Origin of the sequence: Mesorhizobium sp. M0052 (assembly GCF_040323255.1) — a bacterium.
Taxonomy (GTDB): domain Bacteria; phylum Pseudomonadota; class Alphaproteobacteria; order Rhizobiales; family Rhizobiaceae; genus Mesorhizobium.
The window spans coordinates 52,357-68,275 of sequence record NZ_JAMYUS010000006.1; the positions used below are offsets into that span (position 1 = coordinate 52,357).

General features: G+C 63.5%; 19 protein-coding genes, 3 tRNA genes and 1 pseudogene. 9 read left to right on the plus strand and 14 right to left on the minus strand.

Annotated elements, in window-relative coordinates; genetic code table 11:
- Nucleotides 1–27: 27 nt before the first annotated feature.
- Nucleotides 28–642, plus strand: coding sequence for a LysE family translocator (locus NKJ77_RS09410; RefSeq protein WP_352535012.1), 615 nt, complete (start codon nucleotides 28–30; stop codon nucleotides 640–642).
- 45 nt (nucleotides 643–687) lie between these two features.
- Here NKJ77_RS09410 and NKJ77_RS09415 read toward each other — a convergent pair whose 3' ends face one another.
- Together NKJ77_RS09415 and NKJ77_RS09420 are read right to left on the minus strand one after the other, a co-directional pair.
- Nucleotides 688–1,578 (minus strand): alpha/beta fold hydrolase, encoded by an 891-nt coding sequence (locus NKJ77_RS09415; RefSeq protein ID WP_023831112.1) that lies wholly within the window; start codon nucleotides 1,576–1,578, stop codon nucleotides 688–690.
- On the minus strand, nucleotides 1,578–1,913 hold the full coding sequence (locus NKJ77_RS09420) for an antibiotic biosynthesis monooxygenase family protein (RefSeq protein ID WP_352535015.1): 336 nt from the start codon (nucleotides 1,911–1,913) through the stop codon (nucleotides 1,578–1,580). The genes NKJ77_RS09415 and NKJ77_RS09420 overlap by 1 nt, the downstream gene beginning before the upstream one ends.
- A 130-nt stretch (nucleotides 1,914–2,043) precedes the next feature.
- Between NKJ77_RS09420 and NKJ77_RS09425 the strand changes: the two genes are divergently transcribed.
- Nucleotides 2,044–2,117: transfer RNA gene (locus tag NKJ77_RS09425), tRNA-Cys, on the plus strand.
- A gap of 20 nt (nucleotides 2,118–2,137) precedes the next feature.
- Here the strand turns inward: NKJ77_RS09425 and NKJ77_RS09430 are convergent.
- Both NKJ77_RS09430 and NKJ77_RS09435 read right to left on the minus strand, forming a co-directional pair.
- A tRNA-Arg gene (locus NKJ77_RS09430) sits at nucleotides 2,138–2,214 on the minus strand.
- 60 nt (nucleotides 2,215–2,274) lie between these two features.
- Entirely contained in the window at nucleotides 2,275–2,580 is a 306-nt protein-coding gene (locus tag NKJ77_RS09435; protein ID WP_023670294.1) for an ETC complex I subunit, read from the minus strand.
- 173 nt (nucleotides 2,581–2,753) lie between these two features.
- On the opposite strand from NKJ77_RS09435, the gene NKJ77_RS09440 reads away from it, so the two are divergent.
- The 4 genes from NKJ77_RS09440 to NKJ77_RS09455 all read left to right on the plus strand — a co-directional run bounded on the left by NKJ77_RS09440 (nucleotide 2,754) and on the right by NKJ77_RS09455 (nucleotide 5,209).
- Nucleotides 2,754–3,938 (plus strand): flavin-containing monooxygenase, encoded by a 1,185-nt coding sequence (locus NKJ77_RS09440; RefSeq protein ID WP_352535017.1) that lies wholly within the window; start codon nucleotides 2,754–2,756, stop codon nucleotides 3,936–3,938.
- 51 nt (nucleotides 3,939–3,989) lie between these two features.
- Nucleotides 3,990–4,066: transfer RNA gene (locus NKJ77_RS09445), tRNA-Pro, on the plus strand.
- A gap of 179 nt (nucleotides 4,067–4,245) precedes the next feature.
- Nucleotides 4,246–4,557 carry a hypothetical protein gene (locus NKJ77_RS09450; protein ID WP_023689055.1) on the plus strand — a complete coding sequence of 104 codons (312 nt, stop codon included), beginning with the start codon at nucleotides 4,246–4,248 and terminating at the stop codon, nucleotides 4,555–4,557.
- Nucleotides 4,558–4,948: 391 nt separating this feature from the next.
- On the plus strand, nucleotides 4,949–5,209 hold the full coding sequence (locus NKJ77_RS09455; RefSeq protein WP_023701878.1) for a hypothetical protein: 261 nt from the start codon (nucleotides 4,949–4,951) through the stop codon (nucleotides 5,207–5,209).
- A gap of 8 nt (nucleotides 5,210–5,217) precedes the next feature.
- Here the strand turns inward: NKJ77_RS09455 and NKJ77_RS09460 are convergent, their stop codons facing one another.
- The 5 genes and pseudogenes from NKJ77_RS09460 to NKJ77_RS09480 all read right to left on the minus strand — a co-directional run bounded on the left by NKJ77_RS09460 (nucleotide 5,218) and on the right by NKJ77_RS09480 (nucleotide 8,604).
- The gene (locus NKJ77_RS09460) at nucleotides 5,218–5,601 is read right to left on the minus strand and encodes a type II toxin-antitoxin system VapC family toxin (RefSeq protein WP_352535019.1); all 384 of its coding nucleotides are present in this window, start codon (nucleotides 5,599–5,601) and stop codon (nucleotides 5,218–5,220) included.
- Complete coding sequence (locus NKJ77_RS09465) at nucleotides 5,598–5,855, minus strand: type II toxin-antitoxin system Phd/YefM family antitoxin (protein WP_023711889.1); 258 nt, start codon at nucleotides 5,853–5,855, stop codon at nucleotides 5,598–5,600. Before NKJ77_RS09465 ends, NKJ77_RS09460 begins: the two co-directional genes overlap by 4 nt.
- Nucleotides 5,856–6,175: 320 nt before the next feature.
- Nucleotides 6,176–6,880: a DnaA regulatory inactivator HdaA gene (gene hdaA / locus NKJ77_RS09470; protein WP_023819148.1), complete on the minus strand. Its 705-nt coding sequence runs from the start codon at nucleotides 6,878–6,880 to the stop codon at nucleotides 6,176–6,178.
- A gap of 2 nt (nucleotides 6,881–6,882) precedes the next feature.
- Nucleotides 6,883–8,076 (minus strand): AI-2E family transporter, encoded by a 1,194-nt coding sequence (locus NKJ77_RS09475; RefSeq protein ID WP_023711891.1) that lies wholly within the window; start codon nucleotides 8,074–8,076, stop codon nucleotides 6,883–6,885.
- Nucleotides 8,048–8,604: pseudogene (locus NKJ77_RS09480) on the minus strand (CDP-alcohol phosphatidyltransferase family protein). The gene NKJ77_RS09475 and the pseudogene NKJ77_RS09480 overlap by 29 nt, the downstream one beginning before the upstream one ends.
- Before the next feature lie 187 nt (nucleotides 8,605–8,791).
- Here NKJ77_RS09480 and purM point away from each other — a divergent pair.
- The 3 genes from purM to NKJ77_RS09495 are packed head-to-tail and all read left to right on the plus strand — an operon-like array spanning nucleotide 8,792 to nucleotide 11,107.
- Nucleotides 8,792–9,871 carry a phosphoribosylformylglycinamidine cyclo-ligase gene (gene purM / locus NKJ77_RS09485; RefSeq protein ID WP_023693923.1) on the plus strand — a complete coding sequence of 360 codons (1,080 nt, stop codon included), beginning with the start codon at nucleotides 8,792–8,794 and terminating at the stop codon, nucleotides 9,869–9,871.
- A complete protein-coding gene (purN, locus tag NKJ77_RS09490) occupies nucleotides 9,868–10,575 on the plus strand; it encodes a phosphoribosylglycinamide formyltransferase (RefSeq protein WP_023689060.1) in 708 nt (235 codons plus the stop codon). The genes purM and purN overlap by 4 nt, the downstream gene beginning before the upstream one ends.
- Before the next feature lie 7 nt (nucleotides 10,576–10,582).
- Nucleotides 10,583–11,107 carry a SixA phosphatase family protein gene (locus NKJ77_RS09495; protein WP_023693925.1) on the plus strand — a complete coding sequence of 175 codons (525 nt, stop codon included), beginning with the start codon at nucleotides 10,583–10,585 and terminating at the stop codon, nucleotides 11,105–11,107.
- Nucleotides 11,108–11,299: 192 nt separating this feature from the next.
- Here the strand turns inward: NKJ77_RS09495 and NKJ77_RS09500 are convergent, their stop codons facing one another.
- The 5 genes from NKJ77_RS09500 to NKJ77_RS09520 all read right to left on the minus strand — a co-directional run bounded on the left by NKJ77_RS09500 (nucleotide 11,300) and on the right by NKJ77_RS09520 (nucleotide 15,918).
- The gene (locus NKJ77_RS09500; protein ID WP_023684758.1) at nucleotides 11,300–11,533 is read right to left on the minus strand and encodes a DUF680 domain-containing protein; all 234 of its coding nucleotides are present in this window, start codon (nucleotides 11,531–11,533) and stop codon (nucleotides 11,300–11,302) included.
- A gap of 236 nt (nucleotides 11,534–11,769) precedes the next feature.
- Nucleotides 11,770–12,543, minus strand: a complete 774-nt coding sequence (dapB, locus tag NKJ77_RS09505) for a 4-hydroxy-tetrahydrodipicolinate reductase (protein WP_352535021.1) — start codon at nucleotides 12,541–12,543, stop codon at nucleotides 11,770–11,772.
- A gap of 63 nt (nucleotides 12,544–12,606) precedes the next feature.
- Nucleotides 12,607–13,410 (minus strand): agmatinase, encoded by an 804-nt coding sequence (speB, locus tag NKJ77_RS09510; RefSeq protein WP_352535023.1) that lies wholly within the window; start codon nucleotides 13,408–13,410, stop codon nucleotides 12,607–12,609.
- A gap of 96 nt (nucleotides 13,411–13,506) precedes the next feature.
- A complete protein-coding gene (locus NKJ77_RS09515) occupies nucleotides 13,507–14,679 on the minus strand; it encodes an amidohydrolase (protein ID WP_352535025.1) in 1,173 nt (390 codons plus the stop codon).
- A gap of 12 nt (nucleotides 14,680–14,691) precedes the next feature.
- A complete protein-coding gene (locus NKJ77_RS09520) occupies nucleotides 14,692–15,918 on the minus strand; it encodes a Zn-dependent hydrolase (protein ID WP_352535027.1) in 1,227 nt (408 codons plus the stop codon).
- Nucleotide 15,919 lies beyond the last annotated feature (1 nt).

Sequence of the window (15,919 nt, forward strand, 5' to 3'; positions counted from 1 at the left end):
CGCGGCGTCATGGGAAACCTGCCGCTGGTGACATTTGCCTTCGTGTCGGTGCTCGGAATGGCGGTTCCGGGACCGGACGTCGTGCTCGCCATCACCAACGGCTCCCGCTACGGTTTTCGACGCGCGTTGCTCGGCATGGCCGGCGTCGTACTGTCGGATTTCATTCTTATCAGCATCGTCGCGCTGGGCTTCGGCGCTCTTCTGCTGGCTTCGGAATTCTATCTCTCGGCTCTCAGGATGTTCGGCGCGGGCTATCTGCTTTTCGTCGCCATCGGTACCCTGCGCACCGCATCCCGACCTTCGTTCAACCCTAACCTTCCCGAAACACGCCATTCAGCCAAGGCACTCATTGGGCGCTGCTTCCTGGTGGCGGTCACAAATCCGGCGGCCTGGCTGCTTTTCCCCGCGATCCTGCCGCATTTTGTCCGCGTGGATGAGCCGATCGCGATCCAGTATGGCATCCTGGCCATTATCGCCGCGCTTGCCGATGTGTTTGTGCTGACGTTTTACGCAGCCCTTGGCGCGCGGGCCGCAAGCCTTCTGGCTGGGCCAAACGCCGTGTGGATCGACCGGTTTTACGGTATCGCCCTGCTTGGTCTTTCGAGCACTTTGATCCTGCAATCCCTCGGGCATCTGAGATAGTCGACACAGGACTACACAGGGCCGGATTTAGCAATCGGTCCGCCGTCAGCTTGCGAAGAATCTCGACAGCCTTGCAGCCGTGTCTTCGGGGTGCTCTTCCGGGAAGAAATGCCCACCCTTGACCGAGCCGCCTCCGACGTTATCAGCCCATTGTCGCCAGATCGCCAACGGTCCACCTTCCTCCGCATACCAGTTTTCCAACCCGCCCTCGCCGCTCCAGAGCGCAAGCAGCGGGCATCTGATGCGACGGCCGTCAGCCTGGTCCTGCGCGTCATGCTCGCGGTCGATGCCGGCGGCGGCGCGATATTCCTCGCAGATGGCGTGGGCATGGGCGGGATCACGCAGCGCCTCGATATAGGCGGCCCTGACCTCAGCGGGAAAAGCATCTGGAGCCGAGCCCCAGCCGGCGATCGCATTGTCGATGACTACATCCGGTGCAGCAGCCAGAAGGCGTTCCGGCAGCGGATCGGGCTGGGCAAGCAGGCTCCACGGCCAGAAGGCCAGCGCCAGCCTGGCATCGGCCCGATCCCAGGCGGAGGCCGTGGGGATGACGTCGAGAACGGCGACCTTCGACGCGGTTTCGGGATGGTCGAGCGCCAGCCGGTAGGCGACGCGGCCGCCACGGTCATGGCCGGCAACCGTGAAGCGGTCGAAGCCGAGAACGTCCATAACCTGCACCATGTCGCGCGCCATCGCTCGTTTGGAATAGGCGGCATGATTGGCTCCGGAAGCCGGACAGCCGCTTTGTCCGTAGCCTCTCAGATCGGCGGCAACCACGCTGAAGTGCGGCGCCAATGCCACGGCGATGTCCCGCCACATAACATGCGTTTCGGGAAAGCCATGCAGGAGCAGCAGCGGCGGCCCTGAGCCACCGGCCCTGACGAAGATCGATGTCTCCTCCATTTGAACGGTCCTGGCGTCAAAGCCCGCAAACATCAGCTGCCGCCAACCATTCCGTGGCTGGAACGGATTCGCAGCACCTGGACACCCTTCGGCAATTCGATCAGGAACTCCTTGTCGCGGTCGAGATGGTGGATGCTTTGCGGATCGCCGCCGGTAAAGGCGGCCATCGCCTCGACGCTCTCCCAATAGGAGATGGTGATGAATTCCGAATGCGTCGGCGTGTCCTCGCGAAAAGTCTGCACGCCCAGCGCTTTCTCCATCAGCGGCTTGATACCAGCCTCGTAATTGTAGCGCTCATAGGCGTCGGCCTTGTCGGGCAAGGTCCTGCCGCGCCAGATGCGCGCAATGGTCGGGGTTGTCGGTGCCATCAGCAACAAACGCCTGAACGCGAGCCGCGTTCCGAACATCTCGACTGGTGGCAGCCGGATCGCGGTCCGAACCTGCGAGCAGAGGCCGGCCAAGTTGACTAGCTGTCGCGGTCAATGCACAAGGAGCCATGGTTTGAGGGCGGGACGGTGACGCATCGGTCTGCAAAACCGACGTAGTGGGTTCAATTCCCACTCAGGCCTCCACACTATCTCTTTGAAGTTGTTGGCGATCCCGACAGGATTCGAACCTGTGACCATCGGCTTAGAAGGCCGGTGCTCTATCCAGCTGAGCTACGGGACCGCTGGCCGGCATTTGATATCTTGGCCGGCTGGTGTCTATGTGCCAGGCGCTGACCGCCGGTCAATGCGTCCAGGGTATCCTGCGGTCATAGCGGAAATTTTCCGCATAGGAAATCTGCCGGCGCTTGGTCTCTTTCGGCTCCTCGACACGGAAGGCCAGCCCCTGCTTTTCGGCATAGGCCACCGCTTCTTCCCTGGTGTCGAAGGTCAGCCTGATCTGGCTCAGCATGTCGCCCGATGTGGTGTAGCCCATCAGCGGGTCGATCTTCTTGCGTTGGGCGGGATCGAATTCCAGCACCCAATGGCCGGTCTTGGCCTTGCCGGACTGCATCGCGGTTTTGGCTGGGCTGAAAATTCGCGCGGACATGGGCACCTCGTAGCTGCGTTGGCGGTAGCGCCGCCTTATTTCAGTCAATACTGTGCAACACTGCCGACGGCAAGGCCGAAGCGGCCTGCAACCAGGCCGCTTCGGCAGCGGCATCGGCCCGATACACTGGCGTAGCATCAAAAGTCATGGTCATGATGGCGACACAAAGAGGCATGGACGCAGGGATTTTGCACGCCGAGGCCGACAGCCAAGCGATTTTCGACGGCGCGATCGTGATCGGCGCCGGGGCAGCCGGCTTGACCGCAGCCCATGCGCTGCTCAAGACCGGCGTGCCTGTGATGGTGTTGGAAAAGGAAGTCCGGCTGGCCGAGCCATGGCACGGGCGGCACGAGCGACTGCATCTCAACACGCATCGCGACCTTTCGGCGCTGCCGGGCGTTTCCTTTCCTGCCGGCACCCCTGCCTTTCCGCACCGAAACACCATCATCGGCCATTTGAACGAATTCCACGCCATGCACCGGCTGCCGGTCGAGTTCGGCATCGCGGTCGAGGAGATTGGCTTCGAGGGCGACCACTGGCTTGTGCGGACCAGTGCCGGGCCGCGGCTGGCGCGCCATGTCGTCATCGCCACCGGGCGCGACCGGCAGCCCTTCATCCCGGCCTGGAAAGGCATGAAGGCCTTTGCCGGACGCATTATCCATTCGGCCGCATTCGGTAACGCCAAGGCCTATGCGGGCAAGAAAGTGCTGGTCGTCGGCGCCGGCAATTCCGGCTTCGACGTGCTCAATCACCTAGCGGCAGCCGACGCGGGACAGATCTGGCTGTCCGCGCGCAACGGTCCGGCACTGCTGCCCAAGCGCCTCGGCCAGATCGCCGTCCACCGGTTCTCGCCGATCCTGGCGCGGCTGCCGTTCAAGCTCGCCGATGCGGTGATGGCGGCGACGCAGCGATGGGCCTTCGGCGACCTCACGGCCTACGGCCTGCCGCCGACGCCTTCGGGCGGCGCAAGCCGGCTGGCGTCGGATTATACCGCCATCGCCACCGATGACGGCGCCGTCGATGCCATCAAGGACCGCAGGATCATCGTGCTGCCAACCCTGAGGGAATTTACCCGAGACACGGTCGTTTTCGACAATGGCGCGACGATCCAGCCCGATATCGTCATCGCCGCGACCGGCTACCGCACCGGGCTCGAGGCCATGTTGGGCAAGCTCGGCGTGCTCGACGAAAAAGGCGTGCCGCTGTTCAACGGCGCCAACAGCGACCCGAAACTGCCGGGCCTGTGGTTCACCGGCATGCGGCCGAGCATCCGCGGCTGTTTCGCCAATGCTCGCATCCAGGCCAAGGCGATCGCAGCCAGGATTGCGCGGGAGCGCATACCGCCAAGCCCCGTTTGATGTTTTAGGGGTTGCGCGACAGGGTCCGGAACCGTATACGCCGCAGGGCCTCGGAGTGTAGCGCAGCCTGGTAGCGCATCTGGTTTGGGACCAGAGGGTCGGGAGTTCGAATCTCTCCACTCCGACCATTTTTTCCCACAAAGCCAGTCCTTGCCCAAGGTATCACTCCTAAGGTCGCCAATGGCTGCCTCGCCGGTAGCGCATGGCGGCACGCATTGCCCAAGCAGCAGCCGCTCGCCGATCGGACCCTACATTGGAACACCAGTTCGCTCCGAGAGTTGTGTATGTTCAACCCAAGGAGCAAACAATGAAAACCCTTCTCATCGCCTCGATGATCGCGTTCGCCGGAACGGCGGCTTTGATCGCACCGGCGCAAGCCGCCAGTCTGACTATCCAGTCCGATGACGACGATCAATATTCGTCCGACGATGGCGATATACAGATTCTTCGCCATCACCAGCGCCACAAAGACTATAGCGACGACTATGGCGACGACTACAGCGACAACCAGGATGGCCAATGGCGGCGCCACCATCGCCATCACCGCTGCCATATCGAACTGGTCAGGCACTGGCGCCATCACCACAGGGTCGTCGAAGAGGTCAGGGTCTGCGGCTGATCCGATCGCTTTAGACCTGCTACGGCCGAGTTTGGCGACCGGAGCACCAATCTGACCTAAAGCGCGTCTCATTTGAACGGACTCACGCGACGCGCTTGAGGTCTTGTTTGATGCATGTTTGATGCATGCGGTTCTCTCAAAACCGGGGCCACTTGAGCGACATGCATCAGGCGCCCGTGTCATCGAACAGCATCCCTTCGGCGGGTTTGGCTGAAAATCGACGCAGGGATAATCCCCTCGCTTCCACTTCTATCGCCGGTCTAAAAGCGCGTCGCGCTGAAACGTATCCAGGCGACGCGCTTTGATTTTTGTTTTGATGCATGTCGTTCTCTCAAAACCGGGACCACTTTTGAGCGACATGCATTAGACTCCGGGCAAGGGGAGATTCTGGATGCTTGGTCTCGAGGCATGGCTTTCGCTGATTGGCCCTGCCTACTTCGCTTACATCGGCATCACGGTTCCGTTCGTCGTCGTCTGGGCCATTATCTGTGCGGCCCTGTGGATCTGGAACAACCGGCCGAGCAAGAGGCAAGGCCCTCCCCGCTCGTGGCCCGCCAGCGTGCTGTTCTTTGTCGTCGTTGCCGCGTGCTACGTGGCAGCGCATACGGTGGTCTATCTGCTGGTCCGGTATCTGGCGGCGTTGTGGGCATAAACGTAGCTCTATAGAGCGCTCTCGATATCGGTCTTCGAAAAATCGTCGCCAATATAGAGTAAGCGGCAGGCCCGATCCTTTGCCACTTCATAGGCAAAGCAATCGCCGAAATTGAGCCCGGCCGGATGAATACCCTTGCCCCATCGCCCATACGCCTCGGCTATGCGTCGGCCAGAGGCTGGTGTCACCGCCGTGACCTCGAAGCCGAGCCCGTCGATCAGGCCGGCCATTTCCTCACCGACATTGCGCCTATCCGCCACGATCAGCGCCTCGGCCACTGTGCCAGCCGAGATCAAAATATCGTCTTCGGCTTCCAGCGCCGCAATGCAGGCACTGGATTGAGGTTCGGCAAGAACGATCGCCATCAGGGCCGAGGTATCGACCACGATCATTCGGGCAGGCCATCAGCGCCATAGAGGAAATCCTGGCTCCGCGCGGCATCCGACCCGGCCTTTGCCTTGGCAGCGCCGGATGCTCGCATTGCCTCCAGCAATGCCCGGCGGCCTTTCCTGTCAGGGGCAGCCTTCACGGGAACAAGGCGCACGGCTGCATGACCATGGCGGGTCAGGATAATTTCATCCCCAGCCTCGGCACGACGCACCAGTTCGGTGAGCTGCCCCTTGGCGTCTGTAACGGATACCTGCATTGACCGCTCCTTTATGGACCATGCTCTGGTCCATATCCAAAAAGTAGACCATCTAATGGTCCATTTCAATGCAGGACGATGAGATCTTGCGGCTTGGTGAAGTCTGAATGACAGCTGGCGCGCAATCGTAGGCCTTGCGGCGATTCTATCTGAAGGTAAGCTCGCCGGGCGAGAACCCCAATCATCACTCCCGGCGAGCCTACAACCCGATCAGGAACGCGATCAGGACCGGGGTCAGCCGGCAAACGCAGTGTTGCAAGATGGATGCCAGAGGTTTCTTCTCGAAATGGGACAGGAGCGGAGTCTTCTCCTTCCACTGCCTAAACCTCGAACTCGCCCTGCCCTTCATCCATGGCGCTGACGATCTCGGCGGCGAGCGCCCTGGTGATCGGCGTCTTGCGCTCGAGCGCGGTGCGGTCGAGGCGCTCGACCACGCGCATGGCGGTGGCCAGCGAGCGCTCGATGCGGCGCACCAGATATTGCACGACATGCGGCTCGACCTCGACCTGGCGGTCGGCGAAGAGTTTGGTGATGACACCGGCCAGAAGCAAATCGTCCGGCTCATGGATCTCGACGGTTGCCGCCGCCTTCAGCCGCGAGGCAAGATCGGGCAACCTCACCCTCCAGGCGGCGGGGAAGCGCCGCGCCGTCAACAGCAAGGTGGCCCCGGCGCCGCGCACTTCATTGATGAGATGGAACAGGCCCGCCTCGTCGATGGCTGTCTTGTCGACATCGTCGATCAGCGCCGGCCTGCCGCCAAGCCCGGTGATGGCATTGCCGATGCGCTGGGCATCGACCGCCACAGCGTTGGTCCGCGCCTGCCAGATCGAACCCAGATGTGTCTTGCCGGAACCGGCCGGGCCGGCGAGCACGATCACCGGCGACGGCCAGTCCGGCCAGCGATCGACAAGGGCTGCCGCCTCGCGGTTGGTGGCCGACACCACCAGTTCGTCGCGCGAGTAGCCGGTGCCGTGGCCAAGGTCGAGCGGCAGTTGGCGCGGCGGTTCGGTCTTATGATCCGTCACGTTCAGCCGCGCGGCGACCGGTGGCCGCCGCCGCGAGCGGCGGGCAGCGGCGGGACGGGCTCGGTGGAGTGTCCCTTGTAGAGCGGCGATTCGAGATAGCGGGCAATGGCAAACCGCACCAGCACGGCAACCGCCGCCGAAGCAGGAACGGCGATCAAAAGGCCGACGAAGCCGAACAGGGCGCCGAAAGCGAACAGCGCAAACATCAGCCAGACCGGGTGCAGGCCGACGCTTTTTCCGACCAATCTGGGCTGCAGGATGTTGCCTTCGATGAACTGGCCGATGAAGAACACCACGGCGACAGCAACGATCATGGTCCAGTCCGGCCAGAACTGGACGAAGGCGACGCCGACGGCCAGGACCAGTCCGGTCAGCGAGCCGACATAAGGGATGAACGAGATCAGCCCGGCGAAGAGGCCGATGAGGATGGCGAAATTCAGCCCGGTCAGCGTCAGGCCGGTGGCATACATGCCGCCGAGCACCAGGCACAGCGTGCCCTGGCCGCGCACGAAGCCGGCGGTCGCGGTGTTGATGTCCCTGGAGATCGCCCTGACCGTCCCGACATAATCGCGCGGCACCCAGCTGTCGACGACCGCCACCATGCGATCCCAGTCGAGCAGCATGTAGAAAGCGACAACCGGAGTGACCACGAACAGGCTGACCACCGACACCAGAGCAACGCCGGAACTCCAGATCGAGGTGAAGACGGTGCTCAGCAGGCCGAAACCGGAAGTGAGCAGCGAATTCAGCCCGTCGCGCAGGCCATTGGCATTGACGCCGAATTTCTGCTCCAGCCATTTCGGATCGAAGCTGGTGATCAGCGACTGCAGCCGGGTCAGATATTCCGGCAGCTTGCTGGCGAAATCGGCCATCTGCGTGGCCAGTACCGGAACCAGGATGACGAAGGCCAGCACCAAAAGGACGATGAAGGCAATCAGGATGACCACCGTCGCCATCAGCCGGGAGAGGCCGAGGCGTTGCAGCCGGTCGGCGACCGGGTCGAGAAAATAGGCCAGCACCATGCCGGCAACGAACGGCAACAGGATGCTGGAAAAAATGTAGAGGAACAGCGCCAGGAAGATTGCCGTGCCCAGCCAGAAGAAAATCTGGCGGCGAAACGCCAGGGACGCAGCCGCGTCTGCTAACGCGGCAGTCGCGGCATTCTTGTCAACTACCCTGGGTGGAGCCTTCGCCATAGCCGCTCATATGCCTCAGCCAAGCCACGAGATAGGCCGCGGCCGAAGCCACGGTCAAGACCCCGGACAGCAATATGAGCGCAGGCCTGAGCGGGTCGAGGTGGAGGCCAAGGGCAAGTTCGCCCAGCACCACGGCGCCAGCACGATCTGGGCGGCGGTGTTGGCCTTCGACACATAGAGCGGCTTCATCTCGACCGGATGCGCTATGACCGTGGACAAAAGCACGGCGCAGATGATCAGCGCATCGCGTGACACCATGGTCACCACCAGCCACAGCGGCAATTGCCCGATGAAGCCCATGACCACGAACACCGAGACCAGAAGCACCTTGTCGGCCATTGGATCGAGATAGGCGCCGAGTTTCGAATGCTGGTTGAAACGGCGGGCGATGAAGCCGTCAACGCCGCCGGAAATGCCGGCGACGAGAAAGCCGGCAAAGGCCCAGTCCCAGCGCATATTCAGCATCGCCAGTACGACGGCCGGAACCAGCACGAAGCGCAGGATGGTGATGAGGTTGGGAATGGTCAAAGGCATGTCCCGCCATGCTTGTTCTGCAGATAGATGATGGAGATGGATTGTGGCTGCAAGGACCAGCGGTGAAGGGGCGACTGTCCACGTATTTATCTTGGGCAAAAGCCCGGTATCCTGTCGTCATCCTTGCCCCCCGAAACCATTCATGCGAAGAGCCGCCGAGGGAAACAGGGATGCGCCGACGATGAGCAAGGGCGACCGGGCCAAGCGCAAGAACGGGCTCACCTATGCCGAGGCGGGCGTCGACATCGATGCCGGCAACCTCATGGTCGAGAAGATCAAGCCGCTGGTGCGCGCGACGCGCCGGCCGGGCGCCGATGGCGAGATCGGCGGTTTTGGCGGCCTGTTCGACCTCAAGGCGGCGGGTTTCACGGATCCGGTGCTGGTTGCCGCCAATGACGGCGTCGGCACCAAGCTGAAGATCGCCATCGATGCCGGCAAGCACGACACGATCGGCATCGACCTCGTCGCCATGTGCGTCAACGACATCGTCGTGCAGGGCGCCGAGCCACTGTTCTTCCTCGACTATTTCGCCACCGGCAAGCTCGACCCCGACCAGGGGACGGCAATCGTCGGCGGCATAGCAATCGGCTGCCGACAGGCCGGCTGCGCGCTGATCGGCGGCGAGACCGCCGAAATGCCCGGCATGTATAACGACAAGGATTACGACCTTGCCGGCTTCGCCGTCGGTGCGGCCGAACGCGGCCAGTTGCTGCCGACCGACGATATTGTCGAAGGCGACGTGCTGCTTGGGCTGGCTTCCTCGGGCCTGCATTCGAATGGCTTTTCACTGGTGCGCCGTATCGTTGCCGTCAGCGGGCTTGCCTGGAGCGATCCGGCGCCGTTCAACGACGAAGCGACGCTGGCCGAGGCGCTGCTCGAGCCGACCCGCATCTATGTGAAGTCGGTCCTCAAGGCCATCCGCAACACGCATGGCATCAAGGCACTGGCCCATATCACCGGCGGCGGCTTTCCCGAAAACATTCCGCGCGTCCTGCCCAAGGACTTTTCCGCAGAACTCGATCTCAATGCCATCGATGTGCCGCCGGTGTTTTCCTGGCTGGCGAAGACTGGCGGCGTGGCGCCGGAGGAGATGATGCGCACCTTCAACTGCGGCATCGGCATGATCCTCGTCGTCGCCTCCGGCCAGGCGGCACAGGTCGCAGCCGTGCTGCAGGAGGCCGGCGAGACTGTGACGCCGATCGGCCGCATCGTTCCGCGCCGCGACGCCGGCGTCATCTATCGGGGCTCGATCGGCCTATGAGCAGGAAACGCACGGTTGTTCTGATCTCGGGACGCGGCTCGAACATGACGGCGCTGATCGCGGCGGCGAGCGACCCGGCCTATCCCGCCGAGATCGTTGGCGTCATTTCCGACCGGGCCAACGCCGCCGGCCTCGGCATCGCGGCCGCGCGCGGTATCCCGACCAAGGTCATCGTGCGCGCCGACCATGCCAGCAAGGAAGCCCATGATGCGGCGATCGACGCCGCGCTGATTGCGTTCAACGCCGAGATCGTGGCGCTGGCCGGCTATCTGCGCATTCTCTCCCGCGGCCTGGTCGAGAAGTGGCAAGGGCGCATGCTCAACATCCACCCTGCCCTGCTGCCGGCCTTCAAAGGGCTCGATACGCATGCGCGCGCCCTGCGCGCCGGCATTCGCATTCATGGCTGCACGGTGCATTTCGTCACATCAGAGATGGATGACGGCCCGATCATCGCGCAGGCAGCGGTGCCGGTGATGGTCGGCGACAACGAAGACACGCTGGCCGCCAGAGTGCTGAAGGCCGAGCACCGGCTTTATGCGCTGGCGCTCGGGCTGGTCGCTGACGGCAAGGCGCACATGGAAGGCGGTCGCACCGTGCTGGCACATTTCGCCGACGATGCCGAAAACGGAACTTCCGTGGTGATGGCGCCCGACCCGCTGCGCGAAGAACGCGATCTCGAACATCTGGCGCGGATCACGCCGTAGGCCGACATTGGCGACACCGAGACAATTGCTCCTGCTGCGCCACGCCAAGTCGAGCTGGGACGACCCGGCGCTTGCTGATTTCGACCGGCCGCTCGGGCCGCGCGGGCTGAAGACGGCGCCGCTGATGGGGCGCGAACTGGCCCGGCGCAGTTGGCTGCCTGACCTGGCGCTGGTGTCGCCGGCGCTGCGCACGCGCGAGACATGGCGGCTGGTCTCGGCGGAACTTTCGGCGAGCGTAACGGTGGAGTTCGCCGAGGCGCTTTTCGAAGCCACGGCTGGCGACATTCTGGCCGAGGTGCAGCAGGCAGTCGCATCGGCTAGCTGTCTCCTGGTGCTCGGCCATAATCCCGGCCTGGAGGACTTTGCCCGCCGGCTCGCCGGTCCGCGATCGGGTGTGGCTGCTCTAAGGAAACTTGAAGAGAAACTCCCGACCGGCGCCCTTGCCCGCTTTGTCATCGACGGCGATTGGGCGGATCTCGGCTTCGGCGCGGCCCGGTTGACGCATTGCATCAAGCCGAAGGATATAAGCTAGACCAAGCTGCCTAACGGGCTAGCCGCAGGTGACAGCCGCAAACCGTGTTTTGAAAAGACCACGGTCAAACAAGGAGATAGGACCCGCTGCTGGCGGATTGATTCAAGATCTTTGCGGCCCGAGTCGATTGCATAAAACCAAGAGCGGTGGGCCAGGCCCACCGCTCTTTGTGGTCGTCGATTTCTCAGAAAATCAACGACCCCATATGCCCTGGCCGGATTCCGGCTGGTTCGAGTCGCCCTTGATCGTGAAATCGCCGAGGCTGGCCGGCTTGCGGATCGAGGCGGTATAACTGTGATCGATGTTGCCGGCGGGCGCTGTCACAGCAGGCTGGTTGACGCCGTCGGAGCCGTAGTGGTCGCTGCCTGCGAAAGCGGTGCCGGTGGCAAGGAGGATGGCAGCAGCGGTAAGTGCGATCTTGGTCATTTCAGGTAATCCAGATTTTTCAGTTCTGTCCGTCAAGTGGCGTGCCTTGGGAGGAATTCGCGTCGCTCGGACCACCCCGAAATGGGTGTGCGTTGCTGCCATTGCCAATCACAAAAATGTGCGAACCGAACCGTTCGGTTCGGTGTTGGAAGGCGCGAAATGGCGTAGTTGTTGCTATATTCTATTCTCTAGGCGGCTCCGACCTCCAACGCCCCTCGTTGCGTTACCCTTGCATCTCAAAAGGTCGTGAAGCCCAGTACGTCGCGCATGTCGTATTCGCGGGGCGGCCGGACGGCGACCCAGCGTGCTGCCGCAATGGCGCCGCGCGCGAACATCGAGCGGTGGCCCGCCGAATGGGAAAGCGTGAGCGTCTCGCCCTCGGCCAGCAAGCTCACGCTGTGCTCGCCGACGATGCTGCCGCCGCGCAGCACGGCAAAGCCGATCTCGCCGGCAGGGCGTGGACCTGTAACGCCGTCGCGGATGCGTTTCGCCACATCGTCCAGCCTGACGCCATGTCCGCGAGCGGCCGCCTCGCCCAGCATCAGCGCCGTGCCCGACGGTGCGTCGACCTTCATGCGGTGATGCGCTTCCAGGATCTCGATGTCGGTGGCGGGACCAAGTGCTCGCGCCGCCTGTTCGACCAGCCCAGCCAGCATGTTGAGCCCCAGCGAGTAGCTGCCTGAGCGAACGATGGCGACGGACTTCGAAGCAGCAGCGATGGCGGCGAGATCGGCAGGTTCGAAGCCGGTCGAGCCGATGACCAGCGCCGGGCCGCCGCGGGCCGCGCAAGCTTGTGCAAGATCGACGGAGGCCGAAGGCGTGGTGAAATCGATGACGACGTCCGCAAGCGCCAGTGCTTCGTCGCGCTCGACCAGCCCCTCGCCGGCGCTGCCCGGCCTGTGAAAGCGGGCGACGAGCGCCAGCCTGGGATCGGTCTCGACGGCCAGCGCCATCTCCCTGCCCATGCGGCCGAGCGCACCGGCTATGGCTATTTTCAATGGATGCGGCATGGCGGCTTTCATTGGAAATGCGAGTCGCAACAATGATCTACCATGCCGCCCTGCCAGATTGATTCAGCCGGCGCCATGCGTCTTGAGCATCATGCCGGCGATCTCCTTGACCAGCTTGGCGGCAACCAGCGCGGTGAGATTGGAGACGTCCTGGCTTGCATTGTATTCGACGACATCGGCGCCGACGATGGGCTGGTCGATCCGCTGGATCAGGTTGATCACTTGCCGGGTTGTAAGACCACCGGGTTCGCGGTGCGACACGCCGGGCGCACAAGCCGGGTCGAGGCCGTCGAGATCGACCGAGAGATAGACCGGCGTCTTGAGATCGAGCTGCAGATCCTCGCTGAAATGCCGCGCCTCGATCATTTCGACGCCGAAGCGCTTGAGCTGGTCACAAAGCTCATCATTGAGGGTGCGCAGGCCGATCTGGATCAGCCGGTCAGCCAGCCCCTCCTCCAGGATGCGCGCGAAGGACGAGGTGTGGGACCGCCTGTTGCCCTGATAGGCATCGTAGATGTCGGGATGGGCGTCGATCTGGACGATCGTTAGCCTGGCATGGCGGCGGCGCACGGCACGCAGCACCGGCCAGGCGATGGCATGATCGCCGCCGAGGCTGATCAACGGGTGGCCGGCATCCAGCGCGCGGCCGACCTCGGCCTCGATTCGTTCCCACGGACCGCCGGCGCCTGAAAAGTCGATGTCGCCGTGGTCGACGAAACTGTCCGCCACATCGAAGCCGGTTTCGCTCCACGAGCTGTGCGCGTCGCTTTTGAGTTCCCGCCGGATCAGGGCCGGCGCTGCGGCCGCGCCCTTGAGATAGGACGAGTTCTCGTCATGCGGTATTCCCAGAAGCGAAACCCTGGCCATCGGCGTGCGATCTCCGGCAACAGGCCATCTCCCTAAACCCGGCAACTGGCTGGCGATAGCAGTGCCGCTTGGGCCAGTTGCGAAGGCGATCAGGCGTCACTTCACGATCGCGCCGCCCAGCCTTTGCCTGACGATCGCGGCGTGGAAATTCGTGCCGTGCAACAGCCCGTCATCGTTGAAGTCGTAGCTGGAATTGTGCAGCGGCGGCGAGGTCTCGCCATTGCCGAGAAAGACGAAGCAGCCCGGTACGTGATCGAGGAAGCGGGCGAAATCCTCCGAGGCGGTCATCGGCTCCGCCGCGATGCTGGCGGCGCCATAGGCCAGCACGCGCCTTGCGGCGACAAAGGCCGCGTCCACCAGGTCGGCATCGTTCTGCAGCGGCACGAATTCCCTGCTATAGGTCACGTCGGCGGTGACATTGTAGGCAGCGGCGGTGCCTGCCGCGATGACCCGCATCTGGCGCTCGATCTCGGCGCTGACCTCGGGACGAAAACTGCGGGCGTCACCGAGGATGCAGGCGAGGCCGGGCAATGCGTTGCGGGTGCCGTCGGTGATCAGCTCGGTCACCGAAACCACCGAAATGTCGGCGGGACTCAGCCGGCGCGAGACGATGGTCTGCAGATTGGTGACCAGCGCGCAGGCGGCGACCAAGGTCTCGTTCCCGGAATGTGGCCGCGCCGCATGGCCGCCGATGCCCTTGAGCACGATCTCGAAATTGTCCTCCGCCGACATGAACGGGCCGGCACGGGTCTCGAAATGCCCGACGGGCAGGCCAGGCATGTTGTGCAGGCCAAAAATCTCGTCGAAGGGAAAGCGCTGCAGCAGCCCGTCGTCCAGCATCGCCAGCGCGCCCCTGCCCCATTCCTCGGCGGGCTGGAAGATGAAGCGCACGGTGCCGTCGAAACCGCCCTCGGCGGCCAGCAGCTTTGCCGCGCCGAGCAGCATGGTGGTGTGGCCGTCATGGCCGCAGGCATGCATGATGCCGGGGTTCTGCGAGCGATGGGTGGTCGCGGACTGCTCGGTGATGCGCAGCGCATCCATGTCGGCCCTGAGCGCAATCGCCCGGTTGCCGCTGCCGCGCTTCAATGTGCCAACGACGCCGGTGCCGCCGACCCCCTCTGCAACATCGTCCAGCCCGAATTCGCGCAGCTTCGCGGCGACAAAGGCAGCGGTGCGCTTTTCCTCAAAGCCGAACTCGGGGTGCGCGTGCAAATCGCGCCGCCAGCCGGTCATTTCCTGCTTCAGCACATCACGATCGAGCTCAGCCATTTTCTCCCCGACCTATTTTGCAAGCTCACTGGCGACATCAAGCAGGATGTTGGCGCCGGCGACAAGCTCGGCATCTTCAGTGTGTTCGCGCGGATTGTGGCTGATGCCACCGGCGCTCGGCACGAAGATCATTGCCGCCGGCGCGAGGCGGGCCATCATCTGCGCGTCATGGCCGGCGCCCGATGTCATGCGCCTGACGCCGAGACCGCGGTTCTTCGCGGCCGCCTCGATCAGTTCGACGATGCCGATGTCGAATAGCACCGGTTCGAAGCGGGCGAGCCGCTCGACCGAGATCGATACGTTCTCCAAAACCTCAAGCTCCTCGAGATAGGCAGCAAGGGCCGCCTCATGCGCCTGCAAGCGCTGTTCGTCGGGATCGCGCAGGTCGATGGTGAAGACGGCGCGCGCGGGAATGACGTTGATGGCGTTGGGTTCGAAGCGCATCGTGCCGACCGTGGCCACGGTTGGCCCATTTGAAGCCCTGGCCCGATCGTGCAGGAAGGTGATGATGCGGGCGGCGGCGTAGCCGGCGTCGCTGCGCATCGACATCGGCGTGGTGCCGGCATGGTTGGCGGCGCCGTCGATGGTGATGCGCTGCCAGGAAATGCCTTGCAAATTCTCGACCGCGCCGATCGGCACGCCTTCACGCTCCAGCACCGGCCCCTGCTCGATATGAAGTTCGAGATAGGCATGCGGCTTGAGGAAGCCGGGTTCGCGGTCGCCGGCATAGCCGATGCGGGCGAGCTCCTGGCCGAGCACGCTGCCATCCGTGCCGATGGCGGCCAGCACGGCCTCGGCGCTGACGCCACCGGCATGGCATAGCGAGCCCATCATGTCAGGCGTGTAGCGCACGCCTTCCTCATTGGTGAAAGCGGCGACCGCGACCGGGCGCGACGGCGAAAAGCCCGAAGCCTGCAGCGTCTCGATCACCTCCAGCCCGGCCAGCACGCCGTAGCAGCCATCATAGATGCCGGCATCGATAACGGTGTCGATATGCGAACCGATGAGCAGCGGCGCCTGCCCGGCATTGTCGGAGCTTTGCCAGATGCCGAAGATATTACCGACCCGGTCGATGGCGACTTCCAGCCTGGCCTGCCTGAGCCAGCCGACAAAGAGGTCACGGCCCTGTTTGTCTGTGTCGGAGGCGGCGAGCCGGATCAGCCTATCCCCACTGTCGCGGCCAACGGCGCCGAGTTCCCGGATGCGGCCAAGCAGACGCTGTGCATCGATCCAGATCATG